This is a genomic window from Pseudomonas sp. B111 (genome assembly GCF_026428275.1).
Taxonomy (GTDB): domain Bacteria; phylum Pseudomonadota; class Gammaproteobacteria; order Pseudomonadales; family Pseudomonadaceae; genus Pseudomonas; species Pseudomonas aeruginosa.
Map to the genome: position 1 here is coordinate 6212651 of NZ_CP097857.1, position 16861 is coordinate 6229511.

Sequence of the window (16861 nt, forward strand, 5' to 3'; positions counted from 1 at the left end):
CGACTCAGGCCGCGCCGTTATTGGCGGCAGTCAGTCGAAGGCCGGACGCCGCGGGGGCGGCCAGCCAGGTCTCGGCGAGCGCGCCCCAATAGGCCGCGCCCCGGACCAGGATGTCGTCGTTGAAGTCATAGGCCGGGTTGTGCACCATCGGCCGTCCTCTGCCGTTGCCGATGAACAGGTAGCTGCCGGGGCAGCGCTGTAGCATCCAGGCGAAGTCCTCGCTGCCCATCAGCTTCGGCGTGTCGCCGTCGACCTGCTCCGCGCCGGCCAGCTCGACCCCGACCTGGCGGGCGAACTCGGTTTCCTCGACGCTGTTGACCAGCACCGGATAGGCCGGGTAGTGCTCGATGCTGGCCTGGCACCCATAGCTGGCGGCCTGCAACTCGATGATCTGGCGAACCCGCTGCAGCACCTGCTCGCGCACCTGGCCGTCGAGCGCCCGCAGGCTCAGGCGCAGCACGGCGCGCTGGGGTATGACGTTGGCCGCCTCGCCGGCCTGCAATGCACCGACCGTGACCACCGCGGCCTTCTGCGGATCGACGTTGCGCGCCACCACGCTCTGCAGGGCCATCACCGCGCTCGACGCGGCGAGCAGCGGATCGACGCTCAGGTGCGGCATCGAACCGTGTCCACCGACGCCCTCCAGGGTGACGCTCAGCAGGTCCTGGGAAGCCATCATCGGTCCCGCGCGGAAGCCCAGGTGTCCGGCCTCCAGTCCCGGCATGTTGTGCATGCCGAACAGCGCATCGCAGGGAAAGCGCTCCAGCAGCCCGTCGGCGAGCATCGCCTCGGCGCCGCCCTGGCCTTCCTCGGCGGGCTGGAAGATCAGTACCAGAGTGCCGTCGAAACGCCGCGTCGCCGCCAGGTAGCGTGCCGCGCCGAGCAGCATCGCGGTGTGTCCGTCGTGGCCGCAGGCGTGCATGCGCCCGCCGTGGCAGCTGCTGTAGCCGAGCCCCGTGGCCTCGACGATCGGCAGCGCATCCATGTCCGCCCGCAGGCCGAGCCGCCGCGTGCCGTCGCCCTGGCGGAGGACGCCGACCACGCCGGTGCGGCCGATCCCTTCGTGCACTTCGTAGCCCCAGCCGCGCAGGCATTCGGCGACCAGCGCGGCGGTGCGTCGCTCCTCGAAGCCCAGTTCGGGATGGGCGTGGATGTCCTGGCGCAGGCTACGCAGGTCGTCGGCGACCTCCTCGAGCCAGGCCACGATGTGTCGATGTCGAGCCATGCCGTCTCTCCTCTGGCCGGATTGCGCTCCGGTCTTGTTGGCGGGAGGCCCGGACGCAAGGCCGGCCGGGCGTGGTCACAGCTAAGCGCGGCGCGCGGCGAAGGACAACGGAAGGCGGTTCCACTGGGTGGAACCCAAGGCCCGCGCCGCCCTCCGCCGGCGCGTCAGAACTGTTCCGGCGGCACTTCGCGGAAGTTCAGCACGGCGAACACCGGTACCTCGGGAGTGATCGAGGGAATATTGGCCATGTCCTTCAAGGGCTTGAGCTTCTCTTCCAGGTCGAAGTCGAGCAGCTTCAGCAGCACCGGCTCCAGGGTCGCCACCTGGACCAGCCCTTCGCCCTGGCGGGTGACCAGCACGTCGGCCTTCAGGCGGCGCTGCTGGCCGTGCAGGTCGAGGGTGAAGTCGAGCTTCTCGACCCGCGACTGGCCGACCCGCAGGTCGTCGAAGCCGGCCATGTCCAGGCGGCTCTCCACGGTGGCCTCGGGGAAGCGCGAGGTTTCGAAGAAGTTGTCCTTCATTCGCTCGTCGCGCAGGGCCAGGCCGCTGTCCAGGGTGCCCAGCGGCACCACGATGCGCGCGACGCCCTGCTTGTCGATCTGGCCGCTGAGACGGTCGAAGCGCTGCACCTCGGCCATCTTCGCGCGTTTCACGGAAACGAAGCTGATCCGCGAGTAATCCGGCTCCAGTTGCCATTCCGCCGCCGACAGCAGCGGGCTGAGGAGCAACAACAGGACACACAATACAACAGGCATTCCACCTCCGGCTTCGGGCCGGCGCCGTCCCTCGCCCCGCGCCCCGACATGCGCCGCCGGTCAGTCCGGCAGCCTGTCCGCCTCGGGCATGAGCCGGCATCCCTCGCGCGGGCCCAGCCAGGCGGCCGTCTGCGTACTGCCGAGGCCGCGGGCGGTCACCCGGCGGCGGGCTTCGTCGTCGAAGAAGCCGCTGATCGGCACGTACTGTTGGGTATAGGCCCGGCAATAGTCCGCGGAGTTCCCCATCACGTAGCGGCAGGAGCAGTACTCCTTGGCCGTGTAGGCGCCGATGATGGCGGGAAAGGCCGCCAGGTGGATGCGGTTCTGCCAGGCCCACGCGAGGGCGGCGAGCAGCCCCAGGACGAACAGGAAGAGCAAGGGATGGCGACGGATCATGGCCGCGCCTCCCCGGCGAACGCCGCCTGTGCCAGGCGCAGGAATTCGTTGTGACGGAAACGCCCGTCGCGGTCGTCGGCGTAGCGCACGATCACCAGCTTCTCCTCGGGCAGCACGTAGAGCGCCTGGCCCCAGTGGCCGAGCGCGGCGAAGGCGGTCTCGGCGACGTCCGGCCAGGGCGCCGGCGCGCCTTTCACCGCACGGTTCAACCACCACTGGCCGCCCGGCACCGCCTCGCCCTCCTCTTCCGCGCTCGGCCGGTAGCGGGCGAAGGGTGTCAGGTTGAACTCGACCCATGCCAGCGGCAGCAGTTGCCGCTCGCGCCAGCGCCCGTGGCGCTGCATCAGCAGGCCGACGCGCGCCAGGTCGCGGGCGCTCATGTAGACGTACGACGAGCCGACGAACGTGCCGGCGGCGTCTCGCTCCCATACCGCCGAACGGATGCCCAGCGGCTCGAACAGCGCGCGCCAGGGGTACTCGGCATAGTCCGCGCCGAGCATGCCGTGGAGGGCCGCCGCCAGCACGTTGCTGTCGCCACTGGAGTAGCGGAAACGCCGGCCCGGCGGCCGGGCCGGCGGGGTTTCGGCGACGAAGCCGGCCATGTCGTCGCGTCCGCGGGTGTAGAGCATCGCCACCACGGAGGACTTCAACGGCGCGAACTCGTAGTCCTCCTGCCAGTCCAGCCCGGAAGACCAGTTCAGCAGGTGGCGCAACGTCACCTCGGGATGACGGGCGAACGGCGGGTAGTAGCGCGCCACCGGGTCGTCGAGCTGGAAGCGCCCTTCGCCCTCGGCGACGCCGAGCAGCGTGGCGAGCAGGCTCTTGCTCACCGACCAGGTAAGGTGCGGGGTCTCGGCACGGCTCGGGCCGGCGTAGCGCTCATAGAGCAGGCGACCGTCGCGGATCACCACTACCGCGTCGGTACGGATGCCTTTGCGACGAACATCGTCGCGACGGCCGAAGGCATAGCGCTCGAATGCCTCCAGCGCCGGCCCCGCGGGCTGTTGGGCACGGGGCCAGTCGGTGTCGGGCCAGTCTTCGGCCAGGGCAGGGAGGGCGAATACCAGGGCCAGCGCGGCGAGGGCGCGGCGGGACAACGGCAAAGCGGGCATCGGCGGGCCCTCTCGACGGTCGAGGGGCAACCCTAGCATGGCGTCGATGACGCCAGGAAGCGCGGACTCAGCCGGGCATGCGGTAGTCGTCCGGACCGAGCAGGTCGATGCCGCACTCGAGGTTCTCGATCCAGTAGAGGAAGGCGCTGATCATTTCCTTGCCGACGAAGGGCCGCCCGTGTTGCGGCACGATCATCTCCACATCCATGTCCCGGACCATCCGCGCCCACAGGCGGCAGATCTTGTTCGCCGCCATGTAGCGGCGATGGAAACCGTCCATGTACTGGATATGCGCGGCGAAATCACCGACCGGCGCGGCGTCGTCCACCAGCGAGGCGCCCATGTCGCCCGAGAAAAGGATCTTGCTCACCGGGTCGTAGAGCTGGAAGTTGCCCACCGAATGCAGGAAATGCGCGGGGATCGCCTTCAACGAGCAGTCGCCGAGAGCGATCGCCTGGCCGCGGTCGGGCAACGGCATGACCCGGTCGTAGGTGTTGATGCCATGGCTGACCGCCAGGTAGTTGGCCGTCAGGTGCGGCAGGAAGCGCGCCCACAGCTTGGAGCAGATCACCCGGGCGCGGGTGTGCAGCAGCCACTTGTCGAGGGCGGCGATGATGTCCGGGTCCTGGTGCGAAGCGAAGATGTAGTCCAGCTCCTGCAGCGGAAAGCGTTTCGACAATTCCAGCGAGAGCGGCGTGTAGGTCAGGTCGCCGCCGGGATCGAGCAGCAGGTACTGGCCGTTGTCGACGATCAGGAACTGGTTGGACTGGACCCCTTCGCCGCTGACGAGGTCATCGAAACACAGGCACTGGTGGCTGCCGTTGTCGAACAGCACGATCGGTTCGCGTCGCATGGTCGGTGAAATCTACTCTGTGCAGGCGCCGAGGAGCATTCCTCGCCGGATGCTGCGCAGGGTAAGCGCCTGCGGCGCGGCGCCTCACTGACCTGGGTCAAGCCCGAGGCGGGTCAAGGCCTTCTCCAGGCGAACTTTGCGGGCCCCGTTGGCAATCGCCAGCAAGCCGCGATCGCGTTGCCACAATGCCTCCCAGGTCGAGGCGTTGGCGGCGAAGGCGGCATCCAGTTGCCCCTCCAGCGCCGAGAACTGTTCGAACAGCCCAGCCAGTACCGCCTGGGTGCCGACGCAGGCGACCGGATGCCGCGCGACCTCGGCGCAGCCGCCGAGGATGCCGGCCAGGCGCAGCAGCAGCGGCGAGGGCCAGCCGCATTCATGGCCGACCCCATAGAGCCAGCCGACCAGCGCCGCCAGCACATGGACATCCTCCAGCAGGCGGAACGGCCTGACGTAGTCGTCCCAACCATCGCCGGGCAGGCGCTCGCAATGGGCACCGTCGAGCAACAGGCGGGAATGCGGCACATCCGGCATCAGCGGCAGCGCCGGCAACGCCTCCAGGCGCGCCCCCGGGGCGCCGGCCAGGACCACCGTCATCGACAGTCGCGGCGGCTGCCCCGGTGCCTCGTCGCGGGCGGCCACCAGCCACCAGGAGGCGCTGTCGCCAGCGGTGACGAAATCCTTTTGTCCATGCAGGACCAGCCCCTCCAGGCGGGTCTGCAGGTCCGCCGGGCGCACGCTGCGCTTCTCGGTCACGCACAGCGCGCCGAGACCTTCCGGCGCCGCCGGCCAGAGCGCGCGCAGGGCCGCCTGGTAGCCGGCGAGGAAGGCCAGGCCCGGACTCGCCGCCAATCGTCCGCCGAGCATCGCCCGCTCCAGGGTGCCAAGACCGTCGGCGCGCGCCAGGGCGGCGGCGTGCCAGTCTTCCAGGGAGCCTTCGGTGGGCAGGCGGTCGAGCGGGCCGAGCAAGCGTTGCCAGGACATGGCGGACTCCAGTGTGGAATGTGTCGGAACCGGCATCCTGCCGAGGGTGCCAGCGTTGAACAACGGCGCGTTACATCCGGCGACAATGTCATACAAGCATCACGCCCCTGTCACAGGGGTGACACCGCGCCTTCCTAGCCTGAGCTTGCACAACAAAGCCGAGCGGCCGCAACCCGCGGCGCCGGCCCAAGGAGGCCCAGGCATGACCCAGACCGCCATTACCCGCGAACCCGTCGCCGGACGCCGCCTGAAGGCCGAGCGCCTGAACGGCGCCCGCGCCCTGCGCGAGGCCCAGGCCCTGCGCTACCGCGTATTCAGCGCCGAGTTCGACGCCAAGCTCGAAGGCGCCGAAGACGGCCTCGACCGCGACGACTACGACCGTCACTGCGCACACATCGGCGTCCGCGACCTCGACAGCGGCGCCCTGGTGGCCACCACCCGGCTGCTCGACCATCGCGCCGCCGAACGCCTCGGGCGCTTCTACAGCGAAGAGGAGTTCCACCTCTCCGGCCTCGACGCCCTGCACGGCCCGGTCCTGGAGATCGGCCGCACCTGCGTCGCTCCCGAATACCGCAACGGCGCCACCATCGCGGTACTCTGGGGCGAACTCGCCGAGGTCCTCAACGAGGGCGGCTACCGCTACCTGATGGGCTGCGCCAGCATTCCCATGCGCGACGGCGGTATGCAGGCCAAGGCGGTGATGCAGCGGCTGCGCGAACGCTACCTGTGCACCGACTACCTGCAGGCCGAGCCGAAGAACCCGCTGCCGCCGCTGGACGTCCCGGAAAACCTCACCGCCGAGCTGCCGCCGCTGCTCAAGGCCTACATGCGCCTGGGCGCGAAGATCTGCGGCGAGCCCTGCTGGGACCCGGATTTCCAGGTCGCCGACGTGTTCATCCTGCTCAAGCGCGACGAACTCTGCCCGCGCTACGCCCGCCACTTCAAGGCAGCGGTCTGATGGCGCGGCTGCGCCTGCTGCTGCGCAGCGCCCGCCTGCTCGGGCTGGTCGCGCTCGGACTGGGCCTGGCCGCTTGGGTCAGCCTGCGCGAGCGGCTGCCCGGCGCCGACGTCACGCCGCTGCGCCAGCGCCTGACCCGCTGGTGGCTGGCGCGCCTCTGCGCGGCCCTGCCCTTCGAGGTCAGGGTCAGCGGCGAAGCGCCCCGGCAACCCATGCTGTGGGTAGCCAACCATGTGTCCTGGACCGATATCCCGCTGCTCGGCGCCCTGGCGCCGCTGACCTTCCTGTCCAAGGCCGAGGTGCGTGCCTGGCCGCTGGCCGGCTGGCTGGCGGAAAAGGCCGGCACCCTGTTCATCCGCCGCGGCTCGGGCGACAGCCGGCTGATCAACCAGCAATTGGCCGAACAACTGCACCGTGGGCGCAACCTGCTGATCTTCCCGGAAGGCACCACCACCAACGGCGAAAGCCTGCGCACCTTCCACGGTCGCCTGATGGCCAGCGCCCTGGAAGCCGGCGTGGCGGTGCAGCCGGTGGCGATCAGCTACCACCGCGACGGCGTACCCGATGCGCTGGCGCCGTTCATCGGCGACGACGACCTGCTCAGCCACCTCGGCCGCCTGCTACGCGGCGAGCGCGGCAGCGTGCATATCCAGCTGCTGGAACCGATCCCCAGCCAGGGCCTGGACCGCGCCGAACTGGCCCGCCAGGCCCAGCAGGCAGTGCGCCTGGCGCTGTTCGGCACTGCCGCCCCTACGCAAACCCGACGCGCCGCCTAATCACGCTTGGGCGGCACCGCCAGCACGTCGCACGGCAGGTCGCCGAGGGCCGCCTCGGCCACGCTGCCGATCAGCGCGCGGCGGAAGCCGGTCAGGCCCTGGGTGCCGAGCACCGTCAACTGCGGCGCCTGGCGGCGTACCTCGGTCATGATCACGTTGATCGGCAAGCCTTCGCCGACGCGCAACTGGATGTCCTCGCGGCCCAGCCCCAGGCCGGCGACGTAGTCGCGCAGCTCGACGTTGGCCTTGAGTTCCTCCTGGTCGACGTAATGCTCGACGCGGTCTTCCTTGATCCCCGAATAACGCATCATGCCCTTGGCGAACGGCTCGAAGGCATGCAGCGCGGTGAGGCTGGCGGCGTCGAGGAAGCCGAGCTGGCCGGCCATCTGCACCGCGCGCGTCGAGGTCGGCGAGAAATCCAGCGCCAGCAGCACCCGGCGGTACTCCTCTTCCGGCGCACCGGCCGCGCGCAGCACCGGGATCTTCGCATTGCGTACCACCCGCTCCAGGGTGGTGCCGATGAACAGATCGCGCAGCGGCGTGTGCCGGTGCGCGCCCATCACCAGCAGGTCGGCGCCGATCTCCTCGGCCACCGCGTTGATCACCACCACCGGATCGCCGACCCGCACGATCGCCTCGGACTCGACGCCGAGGCGCTCCTTCAGGGCCTGTCCGTTCACTTCCAGCAGGTTGGCGATGGCCAGCCGTTGCGGCGCGATCAGCACCGGAGGCTGGTCGTCGTCGAGCACGTTCAGCACGGTCAGATCGGCATTCCTCGCCTTGGCCAGCGCCGCGGCGCGCATGACCGCCAGCTCGGAACGCGAGGACAGGTCGGTCGCCACCAGGATTCGTTTCATCTTCCACCTCCATTGGCAGAGCGTTGAACGTCGGCCCCATTGAACGATCGACGCGACCGCTGCCGGTTGATGTGCATCAAGCGGATGCTTCGGACTGAAACAATTGATAGGTGATTCCGCCGGCCGGGCCAATGGCCGCTGCGCCAGGCTCAGCGCTGGCTCAGGGCGAAAGCCTGGAGTTGCGGGTAGAAGGCGCGGAAATCCGCGCTCAGGTCATCGTAGCGCTGGGCCAGTTCTTCCCAGGAGCCGTCCAGCAGGTGCGGTCGCGACAGCCTCCGCGACATACCGCCCAGCACTTCGCGCAAGACCGCGAACTCGCGGTAGCTGCCCAGCCAGTCCTGGGCCGCCATCCGCGGCGCGATGCGCGCCAGGCGCTCCGGCAGCGGCGAGGCGGTGCGCAGGGTGCCGTAGACCCGCTCGACGAACTGCGGCAGCGGTTCGTCGGCGTAGTCGTTCCAGTCGCACGCCAGGCAGTGGTCGAAGAACACGTCCAGCAGGACGCCGGCGAAACGCCGGCGCTCCAGCGGGAAGCGCCGCTTGGCCGCATGCACCAGTGGGTGGCTGTCGGTGAAGGCGTCGATGCGCCGGTGCAACTGGATGGCCCGCTCGATCTCGTCCGGCCATTGTCCCTGCAGGCGGCCCTTGACGAAGTCGCCGTACAGGCTGCCGAGCAGTTGGGCCGGTTGCGGGCCGCCGAGGTGGAGATGCGCGAGGTAGTTCATGCGGGCTAGCTTACCCCAGGGACGGAACGGTCGTTTCGATCATCGTCATCAGCCCTGTCGATAGCGACTATCGTCGCAATCGATCCCCATATCGTCCCACACCGATATATAGTTCGTCCCAACCCGATATGGACGGCCAACGGACCACCGCCATGCCACTGGACATCGACGAAATCATCAAGGCTCTCTCCCACCCGGTGCGACGCGACATGCTGCGCTGGCTGAAGGAACCGGAGAAGTACTTCGTCGAGCAGGACCACCCGTTCGAGATCGGCGTCTGCGCCGGCAAGTTCGACCAGCGTACCGGTCTCTCCCAGTCCACCGTATCGGTACACCTCGCCACCCTGCAACGCGCCGGTCTGGTGACCAGCCGCCGGGTCGGCCAGTGGAATTTCTTCAAGCGCAACGAGGAGACCATCCAGGCCTTCCTCGACCAACTCGGCGACGAGCTGTAAGCAGCACTCGCTTCCACCCCACCACCTCGCAGTCCAGGAGCTCGACCGATGCCGGCGTCTCTTCTCGTCCTCGCTTTATCCGCCTTTGCCATCGGTACCACCGAATTCGTCATCATGGGCCTGCTGCCGCAGGTCGCCGGCGACCTGCGGGTATCCATTCCCAGCGCCGGCTGGCTGATCAGCGGCTACGCCTTCGCCGTGGCCTTCGGCGCCCCGCTGATGGCCATGGCCACCGCCCGCCTGGAACGCAAGAAAGCCCTGCTCGCGCTGATGGGCATCTTCATCGTCGGCAACCTGCTCTGCGCGGTGGCCGCCAACTACGGCCTGCTGATGCTGGCGCGGATCGTCACCGCGCTCTGCCATGGCGCCTTCTTCGGCATCGGCTCGGTGGTCGCCGCCAGCCTGGTGGCGCCGAACCGCCGCGCTTCCGCCGTGGCCCTGATGTTCACCGGCCTGACCCTGGCCAACGTGCTCGGCGTGCCGCTGGGTACCGCGCTCGGCCAGGAAGCCGGCTGGCGCGCGACCTTCTGGGTGGTGACCCTGATCGGCGTGGTCGCCTTCGTCGGCCTGGCCAGGGTGCTGCCAAACGACCGCGAGGAAGAGAAGGTCGACCTGCGCCAGGAAATGTCCGCGCTGAAGAACCCGTCGCTGTGGCTGGCCCTGGGCACCACCGTGCTGTTCGCCGCCTCGATGTTCGCCCTGTTCACCTACGTCGCGCCGCTGCTCGGCGAAGTCACCGGGGTCAGCCCGCGCGGCGTGACCTGGACCCTGCTGCTGATCGGCGTCGGCCTGACCGTCGGCAACGTGATCGGCGGCCGCCTCGCCGACTGGCGCCTGGGCACCACCATGGCCGCGGTGTTCGCCGCCATGGCGCTGGTCTCGGCGCTGTTCAGCTGGACCAGCCAGGCCCTGCTGCCGGCGGAAATCACCCTGTTCTTCTGGGCCGCCGCCGCCTTCGCCGCGGTGCCCGCACTGCAGGTCAACGTGGTCCGCGTCGGGCATGCCGCGCCGAACCTGGTGGCGACCCTGAACATCGGCGCCTTCAACGTCGGCAACGCGCTCGGCGCCTGGGTCGGCGGCAGCGTCATCGACCACGGCCTGGGCCTGACCCGCGTGCCGCTGGCCGCCGCCGCGCTGGCCGCGCTGGCGCTGCTGGCCACCCTGATCGCCTTTTCCGGAAACGGCCGCGCCCAGGCGCAGCCGGTCCTCGATTGATCCCCTGTCCGTCTATTCCCTAGTGGAGGATGTTCCATGGCTACTCTGTTCGATCCCATCGTGCTCGGCGACCTCGAGCTGCCCAACCGCATCGTCATGGCGCCGCTGACCCGCTGCCGCGCCGATGAAGGCCGCGTGCCCAACGCCCTGATGGCCGAGTACTACGCCCAGCGCGCCGATGCCGGCCTGATCCTCAGCGAGGCCACCGCGGTCACGCCGATGGGCGTAGGCTATCCCGACACCCCCGGCATCTGGTCCGATGACCAGGTCCGTGGCTGGAGCAACGTGACCAAGGCGGTGCACGCCGCCGGCGGGCGCATCTTCCTGCAACTCTGGCACGTCGGGCGGATTTCCGATCCGCTCTACCTGAATGGCGAGCTGCCGGTGGCGCCGAGCGCCATCGCCGCCGAGGGGCACGTCAGCCTGGTGCGCCCGAAGCGTCCCTACGTCACCCCGCGCGCGCTGGACACCGAGGAGATCGCCGACATCGTCGAGGCCTACCGCCAGGGCGCCGAGCGGGCCAAGGCCGCCGGCTTCGACGGCGTGGAGATCCACGGCGCCAACGGCTACCTGCTCGACCAGTTCCTCCAGGACAGCACCAACAAGCGCACCGACCGCTACGGCGGCTCCATCGAGAACCGCGCGCGCCTGCTGCTGGAAGTCACCGACGCGGCGATCTCCGTATGGGGCGCCCAGCGCGTCGGCGTACACCTGGCGCCGCGTGCCGACTCCCACGACATGGGCGATTCCAACCGCCTGGAAACCTTCAGCCATGTCGCCCGTGAGCTGGGCAAGCGCGGCATCGCCTTCATCTGCGCCCGCGAAGCGCAGGCCGACGACAGCATCGGCGTAGCCCTGAAGAAAGCCTTCGGCGGACCCTACATCGCCAACGAGAAGTTCACCCTCGACAGCGCCAACGCCATCCTGGCCAAGGGCGACGCCGATGCGGTGGCCTTCGGCGTCCCCTTCATCGCCAACCCGGACCTGGTCGAACGCCTGCGCCAGGGCGCCGAACTGAACCCGCCGCGCCCGGAAACCTTCTATACCGGCGGTACCGAAGGCTACCTGGACTATCCGACCCTGGCCTGATCGCGCCAGCCAGGAAAGAGCCCGCCACGCTTGCCGTGGCGGGCTCTGTGCTTTGCCCGTCTAGCGCAGGCGGAAATACGGCTCCGGCTCCGCGCACGGATCGCGCTGGGCGCAGCCCTTGCAACCGCCGCCGCAACCGCCCGAGCTTTGCGCAGCCACCCGCTCGACCTTGCCGAGCGCGATCAGCCGCTCCAGGATCGCCTCCACCAGCGCCGGCGGCGCGTCCACCTGGCGGCTGAGCTGTTTCAGCCCACGCGCCTGGCCGTCTTCCAGGGCGGCGCGGATCTGCATGAGTGTCGCCATCAGTGACATCCTCCCTGCCCGCTCGGGGCATCGGCCATTCGGCCTGGCAGTTGCAGTACCTGCTCACGGCCGAACAGACGCAGGCAGGTCATCAGGATCAGGTTGAAGAGCAGCACCACGGCGATGGTCAGGACGCTACGCTCGGGGTGCGCGGCGAAGGTGGCGACCTGGTAGCAGAGGGTCGCCAGCGAGTAGGCGACGTTCAGCCCCCAGAGCACCGAGAAAGCCATCCAGCCCTTGCTGCTTTCCCGGGCGATCGCGCCCATGGCGGTCACGCAGGGCACGTAGAGCAGGACGAAGACCAGATAGCTGTAGGCCGCGATGGGGCTGCCGAACTTGCTCGCCATGGTGCCCATCGAGCCGGTCTCCATGTCGCCGTCGGCCATGCTCGCCTCCACCGGGTTGGCCAGCACGCTGAGGCTGAAGGTATCGACCAGGCCGTCCCAGGTTTCGACCAGGGCGTCGCGCAGTTGCCCAGGCAGGTCGTAGCCTTCGTAGTCGAAGGCCTCGCCCTGGATCTGCTCGGCGGTGTAGAGGGTGTTCAGGGTGCCGACCACCACTTCCTTGGCCATCGCCCCGGTGACCAGGCCGACGGTGGCCTGCCAGTTGTCCGGCTGCACCCCGAGCGGCGCCAGCAGCGGAGTGAGACGCTGGCTGACGCTGGCCAGCGCGGAATGGCCGATGTCGCCCTGCACCGGCTTGCCGTCGAGGGTGATGCTGTTCAGGCCGCCGATCACCAGGCTGACCAGGATGATCACCTTGCCGGCCCGCACCACGAAGCCGCGCAGGCGCGACCAGGTCTGCAGCAGCAGGCTCTTAAGGTGTGGCACATGGTACAGCGGCAGTTCCATGACGAACGGCGAGGCCTCGCCGCGCATCAAGGTGTGCTTGAGCAGCAGCCCGGTGAGGATCGCCACGACGATGCCGAGCAGGTACAGGGAGAAGATCACCAGCGCGCCGCCCTGGCCGAAGAAGGCCCCGGCGAACACGGCGAAGATCGCCAGGCGCGCGCCGCAGGACATGAACGGCGCCATCATGATGGTAATCAGCCGCTCGCGCTGCGCGTCCAGGGTCCGCGCACCCATGATCGACGGCACGTTGCAGCCGAAGCCGACGATCAGCGGCACGAACGACTTGCCCGGCAGGCCCAGCGCCTGCATCAGGCGGTCCATGACGAAGGCCGCGCGGGCCATGTAGCCGGAATCCTCGAGCAGCGAGAGGAACAGGTACATCAAGCCGATCTGCGGTACCAGCGGCAGCACCGTGTTGACCCCGCCGCCGATGCCCTGGGCGAGGAACGCCGTGAGCCAGTCGGGCAGGCCGAAGCGAATGCCCAGCCACTGGATGCCATCGATGAAGATCGCCGACGAGCCCTTGTCGAAGATCGGTTGCAGCGCCCCGCCGATGTTGATGGCGAAGAAGAACATCAGGTACATCACCAGCAGGAAGATCGGCAGGCCCAGCCAGCGATTCAGGACGATCCGGTCGAGCCATTGGGTCAGCCGGTGCGGCTGCGCCTGCTGGTGGTCGCAGACCGCCGCGCAGATCTCGCCGATCAGCCGGTAGCGCGCATCGACGATCGCCAGCTCGGGCTCCTCGCCGCAGCCCCGGCGTGCCTGTTCCAGGGTGGCGGGCGGCAAGCCCAGCGCCGGGCCGTTGAAGATGTCGCCTTCCAGCGCCTGTAACGCCAGCCAGCGCGGCTCGATGGCCGAGGCCGCCGGAGCGCGCGTTTCCAGGAGGTAGCCGACCTGCGCCTGGATGGCCGGCGGGTAGTCCACCGCCAGCGCCGCCTGCGGGACCTGCAACTCGTCGATGGCCGCCTTCAGCTCGTCGATGCCATCGGCGCGGGTGGACACCAGCGGCACCACCGGGCAACCGAGACGCCGCGCCAGACCGTCGATATCGATGCGGATGCGCTGGCTACGGGCGATGTCGAGCATGTTCAGCGCGACGATGCAGGGGATGCCCATCTCCCGCAACTGCACCGTGAGGTACAGGTTGCGCTCCAGGTTCGCCGCATCCACCACGTTGACCAGCACGTCGACTTCGCCGCTGGCGATGTAGCGGCAGGCGATCTGCTCGTCCAGCGAGGCCTGGGCGGAAACGCTGGTCAGCGAATAGGTGCCGGGCAGGTCGACCAGGCGTACCGCGTGGCAGGCGGTGTGGAACGCACCCTCCTTGCGCTCCACGGTGACGCCGGCCCAGTTGCCGACCCGCTGGCGCGAGCCGGTGAGCTGGTTGAACAGGGTGGTCTTGCCGGAGTTGGGATTGCCGATCAGGCCGAGGGTCAATGCGGTCATGGGGATTCCGGGCGGGGTCAGTCGAGCGGGACGAGGGTCAGCAGGGCGAGGTCCTTGCGCCGCAGCGCCAGGCTGGTCTGGCGGGTCTCGACCTGGATCGGGTCGCCCAGCGGGGCGATGCGCACCACGCGCAGCGCCGCGCCGGGCAGAAGCCCCATGGAGAACAGGCGTTGGCGATAGCCGTTGCTGATGGCGGGGGAATAACCGGTGATGCGGTAGGAACGGGACGGTTGCAATGCGCTCATGGCGGATTCCAGGCAGAGGAAGGGACCAATGGCCTCCCTGGCCGGTGACCGAGAATCTAAACGACTCTCACTTAAGGCTCGCTTAAGGACGCAGTATCGGAGTGGAGGAGCAGCGGATTCGCTGATCCAGAGCAATGGAAGCGGGGATTTTCGCCGGGCGCGGCGAACTGTCGCCGCCAGCGCCCGGTGCGACGGGGCGGCTGGCGGCGCAAGGGGTCAGCGGGTATTGAGCTGCTGCTGCAGGTTCTGCACCTGGGCCTGGAGGGTGTTGATGTTGCGCATCACCTGGGTGCGGAAGGCGTCGAACTCGGCGGTATTGCCGCCCTGGGCCGGGCGATTGTCGAGCTGGCTGCGCAATACCAGCAGGTCGTCCTGGATACCCTTGATCGTCTGGCTCGGGTTGCCCTGCTTCTTCAGCGCCGCGACATCGCCGCCGAGGGCCTTGAGTTGCTCGTTGGTCTTGCCCAGTTCGACCTGCAGGGCTTTCAGCTTCTCCTGTTCGGCGGCCAGTGTCTGCAGCTTGCCGTCCAGTTGCGCGACCAGTTGCGCCGCGCTTTCCTGCTGGGCCTTGAGATCGCTGGCCAGTTGATCGAGGCGTTTGCCCTGGCCGCCGAACTGGTTGCTCACATCGGCCTGCTGGCGTTCCTGGCTGCCGAGTTTCTCCTGCAGTTGCTTGACCTGCAGGCGCAGCGCCTCGCGTTCACTGGTGACGCTGGACTCGCTGGCGACCACCTTGCCGCGAATGTCGTCGAGGCGCCCGGCGGCTTCTTCGCTGATCCTCACGAAGCTTTCCTGGGTCGCCACCAACTGCTGTTCCATCAGGCTGATTTGCTGGTGGCTCCACCAACCCACCCCGGCGAGGGCGATCAGCATCGCGCCGAGCAGGGCCCAGAGCGGGCCGGTAGAGGCCGGACGGCGCTCCTTGGTGTCGACGACCCGGCGCTGCTCCGGTTCGTAGACGTGCCGCGGGTGGTGGCCGAATTCATCACGGTCGGCAGCATCGGTGGTCAGGCTGGGCACATCGTCGAGTTCGTCGAAAGCATCGTTACGCATGGTGAAAACCTGTGAAGGGGAACGGCATCCTGCCGGAGGCCTGGAGAAAGGGCCGAATGGCGCATTATATCGGTTCGGCCCCGCCCCTTCAGCGTCTGCTCGAAGCAAATTGCCGGACCGGGGCGCTCCACCGCGAAGCCGTGCGCCCCAAGACGGAGCGAACGCTGTCCGGCACAGACCGCCGCAGGCCGCCAGCGGTTCCCCGCCTCGCACGCCGGCGCTGGTCCGCGGCCCGCATGGCACGTCGCTTGCCTGGGCTTTGCCGGGCAGATTCGAGAGCCGGAGGATGCATGGAGTTGAACAAATCCTTGCTGGATTGCATGCGCGCCGTGCGCCGACGCCTGCGCGAGGAACAGGCGCTGGATATCCACTTCCAGCAACGCGATGCGATCGCCGCGATGCAGGCGGCCTGCGCCCGCTCCGGCGATGCGACGACGCGGGAGCTGGGACAGCGCCTCGGTAGGCTCAGTGGGGTCGCGCTGCCGCCGGCGGAACCTTCCCTGTTGCCCGCGCAGGCGCCGAGCCGACAATACGCCGGCCCGCTACGCGGCTGATCAGAGTCCCTGGGCGCGCCACCAGGCGCAGAACTCGTCGAGCGCGGTCCACAGGCTGACCCGCGGGTCGTAGTCGAGGTATTCGCGGGCGCGGTTGATGTCCAGGGTGAAGTTCTTCGCCATCACCGCCATGCCCAGGCGGAACAGCACCGGCTCCGGACGCCCCGGCAGGATCCGGCAGACGCCTTCGTTGAGCGCCGCCAGGCCATAGCCGACGGCATACGGCAGGTGACCGCCGACCGGCGGCAGGTCGAGCTGGCGCATCACGTAGTTGACCGCATCCCAGAACGGTACCGGCTGCCCGTTGCTGATGTTGTAGACCTTGCCCAGCGCCGGCTCGCCGGCCAGCAGGCAACTGAACAGCGCGTCGTTGAGATTGTGCACGCTGGTGAAGTCGACCCGGTTCAGGCCGTTGCCGAGGATCCGCAGACGTCCCTTGCGGTGGGCCTGGATCATTCGCGGGAAGATGCTGGTGTCGCCGGCGCCGACCACGAAGCGCGGACGCAGTGCCAACACTTCCAGGCCCAGGTCGCGGGCGCTGAGCACCAGTTGCTCGGCCTGGTACTTGGTCGCCCCGTAATGGTCGGAAAAACGCCGGGGTACGTACTCTTCGTTCAGGTCCAGGTGGTCGCGCCCGTCGAAATAGATCGACGGCGACGACAGATGCACCAGGCGCCGCACCTTTTGCCGCATGCAGGCCTCGACGACGCTCTCGGCAAGCCCGACGTTGGCCGCCAGGAAGCGTTCGCGCGGTCCCCAGACTCCGACCGCGCCGGCACAATGCACCACCGCCTCGACATCCTCGCAGAGGCGCAGGACCAGCGCCGGGTCGGCGAGGTCGCCGGGAACGAACTCGGCGCCCCGCGCCACCAGATGCTCCACCGCGTCCGCACGACGACCGCTGACCCGTACCGACAGGCCCTGCTCCAGGGCGAAGCGAGCGAAACGCCCGCCGATGAAGCCCGTCGCCCCCGTTACCAGAATCCGCATTGCGTTTCTCCCGTTGTCCTTC

The 16861-nt window shown here is 68.7% G+C and carries 19 protein-coding genes; 6 read left to right on the forward strand and 13 right to left on the reverse strand.

Going from position 1 to position 16861, the window contains the following annotated elements; all coding sequences use genetic code 11:
* Positions 1 to 4: 4 nt before the first annotated feature.
* From M6E97_RS28790 to M6E97_RS28815, 6 genes are all read right to left on the reverse strand, one after another.
* Complete coding sequence (locus M6E97_RS28790; RefSeq protein ID WP_003101134.1) at positions 5 to 1225, reverse strand: M20 aminoacylase family protein; 1221 nt, start codon at positions 1223 to 1225, stop codon at positions 5 to 7.
* Between the two features lie 164 nt (positions 1226 to 1389).
* Complete coding sequence (locus M6E97_RS28795; protein WP_003093959.1) at positions 1390 to 1980, reverse strand: YceI family protein; 591 nt, start codon at positions 1978 to 1980, stop codon at positions 1390 to 1392.
* 60 nt (positions 1981 to 2040) lie between these two features.
* Positions 2041 to 2376 carry a hypothetical protein gene (locus M6E97_RS28800; RefSeq protein ID WP_003093963.1) on the reverse strand — a complete coding sequence of 112 codons (336 nt, stop codon included), beginning with the start codon at positions 2374 to 2376 and terminating at the stop codon, positions 2041 to 2043.
* Positions 2373 to 3488: a serine hydrolase domain-containing protein gene (locus M6E97_RS28805; RefSeq protein ID WP_015503514.1), complete on the reverse strand. Its 1116-nt coding sequence runs from the start codon at positions 3486 to 3488 to the stop codon at positions 2373 to 2375. Before M6E97_RS28805 ends, M6E97_RS28800 begins: the two co-directional genes overlap by 4 nt.
* A 67-nt stretch (positions 3489 to 3555) precedes the next feature.
* A complete protein-coding gene (locus tag M6E97_RS28810) occupies positions 3556 to 4341 on the reverse strand; it encodes an MBL fold metallo-hydrolase (protein WP_003110052.1) in 786 nt (261 codons plus the stop codon).
* An 84-nt stretch (positions 4342 to 4425) separates the two neighbouring features.
* Positions 4426 to 5322, reverse strand: a complete 897-nt coding sequence (locus tag M6E97_RS28815) for an acyl-CoA dehydrogenase family protein (RefSeq protein WP_024947670.1) — start codon at positions 5320 to 5322, stop codon at positions 4426 to 4428.
* Between the two features lie 202 nt (positions 5323 to 5524).
* On the opposite strand from M6E97_RS28815, the gene olsB reads away from it, so the two are divergent.
* Positions 5525 to 6280 (forward strand): L-ornithine N(alpha)-acyltransferase, encoded by a 756-nt coding sequence (olsB, locus tag M6E97_RS28820; protein ID WP_003093970.1) that lies wholly within the window; start codon positions 5525 to 5527, stop codon positions 6278 to 6280.
* Positions 6280 to 7056 carry a lyso-ornithine lipid O-acyltransferase gene (gene olsA, locus M6E97_RS28825; RefSeq protein WP_003111340.1) on the forward strand — a complete coding sequence of 259 codons (777 nt, stop codon included), beginning with the start codon at positions 6280 to 6282 and terminating at the stop codon, positions 7054 to 7056. The genes olsB and olsA overlap by 1 nt, the downstream gene beginning before the upstream one ends.
* Here olsA and M6E97_RS28830 read toward each other — a convergent pair.
* Positions 7053 to 7913, reverse strand: a complete 861-nt coding sequence (locus M6E97_RS28830; protein ID WP_024947671.1) for a universal stress protein — start codon at positions 7911 to 7913, stop codon at positions 7053 to 7055. The genes olsA and M6E97_RS28830 overlap by 4 nt on opposite strands.
* A 149-nt stretch (positions 7914 to 8062) precedes the next feature.
* Complete coding sequence (locus tag M6E97_RS28835; RefSeq protein WP_024947672.1) at positions 8063 to 8635, reverse strand: ACP phosphodiesterase; 573 nt, start codon at positions 8633 to 8635, stop codon at positions 8063 to 8065.
* A 152-nt stretch (positions 8636 to 8787) separates the two neighbouring features.
* On the opposite strand from M6E97_RS28835, the gene pyeR reads away from it, so the two are divergent.
* From pyeR to M6E97_RS28850, 3 genes are read left to right on the forward strand one after another with little or no spacing between them, the layout of a single operon-like run.
* Positions 8788 to 9090, forward strand: coding sequence for an ArsR family transcriptional repressor PyeR (gene pyeR / locus M6E97_RS28840; protein ID WP_003093978.1), 303 nt, complete (start codon positions 8788 to 8790; stop codon positions 9088 to 9090).
* A gap of 48 nt (positions 9091 to 9138) precedes the next feature.
* Positions 9139 to 10305, forward strand: coding sequence for an MFS transporter (locus M6E97_RS28845; protein WP_003103801.1), 1167 nt, complete (start codon positions 9139 to 9141; stop codon positions 10303 to 10305).
* Between the two features lie 36 nt (positions 10306 to 10341).
* Entirely contained in the window at positions 10342 to 11394 is a 1053-nt protein-coding gene (locus M6E97_RS28850; protein ID WP_003093980.1) for an alkene reductase, read from the forward strand.
* 60 nt (positions 11395 to 11454) lie between these two features.
* Here the strand turns inward: M6E97_RS28850 and M6E97_RS28855 are convergent, their stop codons facing one another.
* The 4 genes from M6E97_RS28855 to M6E97_RS28870 form a co-directional block, all read right to left on the reverse strand.
* The gene (locus tag M6E97_RS28855; protein ID WP_003093982.1) at positions 11455 to 11697 is read right to left on the reverse strand and encodes a FeoC-like transcriptional regulator; all 243 of its coding nucleotides are present in this window, start codon (positions 11695 to 11697) and stop codon (positions 11455 to 11457) included.
* On the reverse strand, positions 11697 to 13997 hold the full coding sequence (feoB, locus tag M6E97_RS28860; RefSeq protein ID WP_034005139.1) for a Fe(2+) transporter permease subunit FeoB: 2301 nt from the start codon (positions 13995 to 13997) through the stop codon (positions 11697 to 11699). Before feoB ends, M6E97_RS28855 begins: the two co-directional genes overlap by 1 nt.
* A 17-nt stretch (positions 13998 to 14014) precedes the next feature.
* Complete coding sequence (gene feoA, locus M6E97_RS28865) at positions 14015 to 14242, reverse strand: ferrous iron transporter A (RefSeq protein WP_003103819.1); 228 nt, start codon at positions 14240 to 14242, stop codon at positions 14015 to 14017.
* A gap of 216 nt (positions 14243 to 14458) precedes the next feature.
* Entirely contained in the window at positions 14459 to 15295 is an 837-nt protein-coding gene (locus M6E97_RS28870) for an ATPase (RefSeq protein ID WP_003093989.1), read from the reverse strand.
* Positions 15296 to 15585: 290 nt separating this feature from the next.
* Between M6E97_RS28870 and M6E97_RS28875 the strand changes: the two genes are divergently transcribed.
* Positions 15586 to 15849: a hypothetical protein gene (locus M6E97_RS28875; protein WP_003103821.1), complete on the forward strand. Its 264-nt coding sequence runs from the start codon at positions 15586 to 15588 to the stop codon at positions 15847 to 15849.
* On the opposite strand, the gene M6E97_RS28880 is transcribed toward M6E97_RS28875, so the two are convergent.
* On the reverse strand, positions 15850 to 16839 hold the full coding sequence (locus M6E97_RS28880; protein ID WP_003103823.1) for an NAD-dependent epimerase/dehydratase family protein: 990 nt from the start codon (positions 16837 to 16839) through the stop codon (positions 15850 to 15852).
* Between the last annotated feature and the right edge of the window lie 22 nt (positions 16840 to 16861).

What these genes read in the sequence shown, in the direction of transcription:
- M6E97_RS28790 (WP_003101134.1), bottom strand. Translation starts at nt 1,225, where the DNA reads ATGGCTCGACATCGACACATCGTGGCCTGGCTCGAGGAGGTCGCCGAC.
- M6E97_RS28795 (WP_003093959.1), bottom strand. Translation starts at nt 1,980, where the DNA reads ATGCCTGTTGTATTGTGTGTCCTGTTGTTGCTCCTCAGCCCGCTGCTG.
- M6E97_RS28800 (WP_003093963.1), bottom strand. Translation starts at nt 2,376, where the DNA reads ATGATCCGTCGCCATCCCTTGCTCTTCCTGTTCGTCCTGGGGCTGCTC.
- M6E97_RS28805 (WP_015503514.1), bottom strand. Translation starts at nt 3,488, where the DNA reads ATGCCCGCTTTGCCGTTGTCCCGCCGCGCCCTCGCCGCGCTGGCCCTG.
- M6E97_RS28810 (WP_003110052.1), bottom strand. Translation starts at nt 4,341, where the DNA reads ATGCGACGCGAACCGATCGTGCTGTTCGACAACGGCAGCCACCAGTGC.
- M6E97_RS28815 (WP_024947670.1), bottom strand. Translation starts at nt 5,322, where the DNA reads ATGTCCTGGCAACGCTTGCTCGGCCCGCTCGACCGCCTGCCCACCGAA.
- olsB (WP_003093970.1), top strand. Translation starts at nt 5,525, where the DNA reads ATGACCCAGACCGCCATTACCCGCGAACCCGTCGCCGGACGCCGCCTG.
- olsA (WP_003111340.1), top strand. Translation starts at nt 6,280, where the DNA reads ATGGCGCGGCTGCGCCTGCTGCTGCGCAGCGCCCGCCTGCTCGGGCTG.
- M6E97_RS28830 (WP_024947671.1), bottom strand. Translation starts at nt 7,913, where the DNA reads ATGAAACGAATCCTGGTGGCGACCGACCTGTCCTCGCGTTCCGAGCTG.
- M6E97_RS28835 (WP_024947672.1), bottom strand. Translation starts at nt 8,635, where the DNA reads ATGAACTACCTCGCGCATCTCCACCTCGGCGGCCCGCAACCGGCCCAA.
- pyeR (WP_003093978.1), top strand. Translation starts at nt 8,788, where the DNA reads ATGCCACTGGACATCGACGAAATCATCAAGGCTCTCTCCCACCCGGTG.
- M6E97_RS28845 (WP_003103801.1), top strand. Translation starts at nt 9,139, where the DNA reads ATGCCGGCGTCTCTTCTCGTCCTCGCTTTATCCGCCTTTGCCATCGGT.
- M6E97_RS28850 (WP_003093980.1), top strand. Translation starts at nt 10,342, where the DNA reads ATGGCTACTCTGTTCGATCCCATCGTGCTCGGCGACCTCGAGCTGCCC.
- M6E97_RS28855 (WP_003093982.1), bottom strand. Translation starts at nt 11,697, where the DNA reads ATGGCGACACTCATGCAGATCCGCGCCGCCCTGGAAGACGGCCAGGCG.
- feoB (WP_034005139.1), bottom strand. Translation starts at nt 13,997, where the DNA reads ATGACCGCATTGACCCTCGGCCTGATCGGCAATCCCAACTCCGGCAAG.
- feoA (WP_003103819.1), bottom strand. Translation starts at nt 14,242, where the DNA reads ATGAGCGCATTGCAACCGTCCCGTTCCTACCGCATCACCGGTTATTCC.
- M6E97_RS28870 (WP_003093989.1), bottom strand. Translation starts at nt 15,295, where the DNA reads ATGCGTAACGATGCTTTCGACGAACTCGACGATGTGCCCAGCCTGACC.
- M6E97_RS28875 (WP_003103821.1), top strand. Translation starts at nt 15,586, where the DNA reads ATGGAGTTGAACAAATCCTTGCTGGATTGCATGCGCGCCGTGCGCCGA.
- M6E97_RS28880 (WP_003103823.1), bottom strand. Translation starts at nt 16,839, where the DNA reads ATGCGGATTCTGGTAACGGGGGCGACGGGCTTCATCGGCGGGCGTTTC.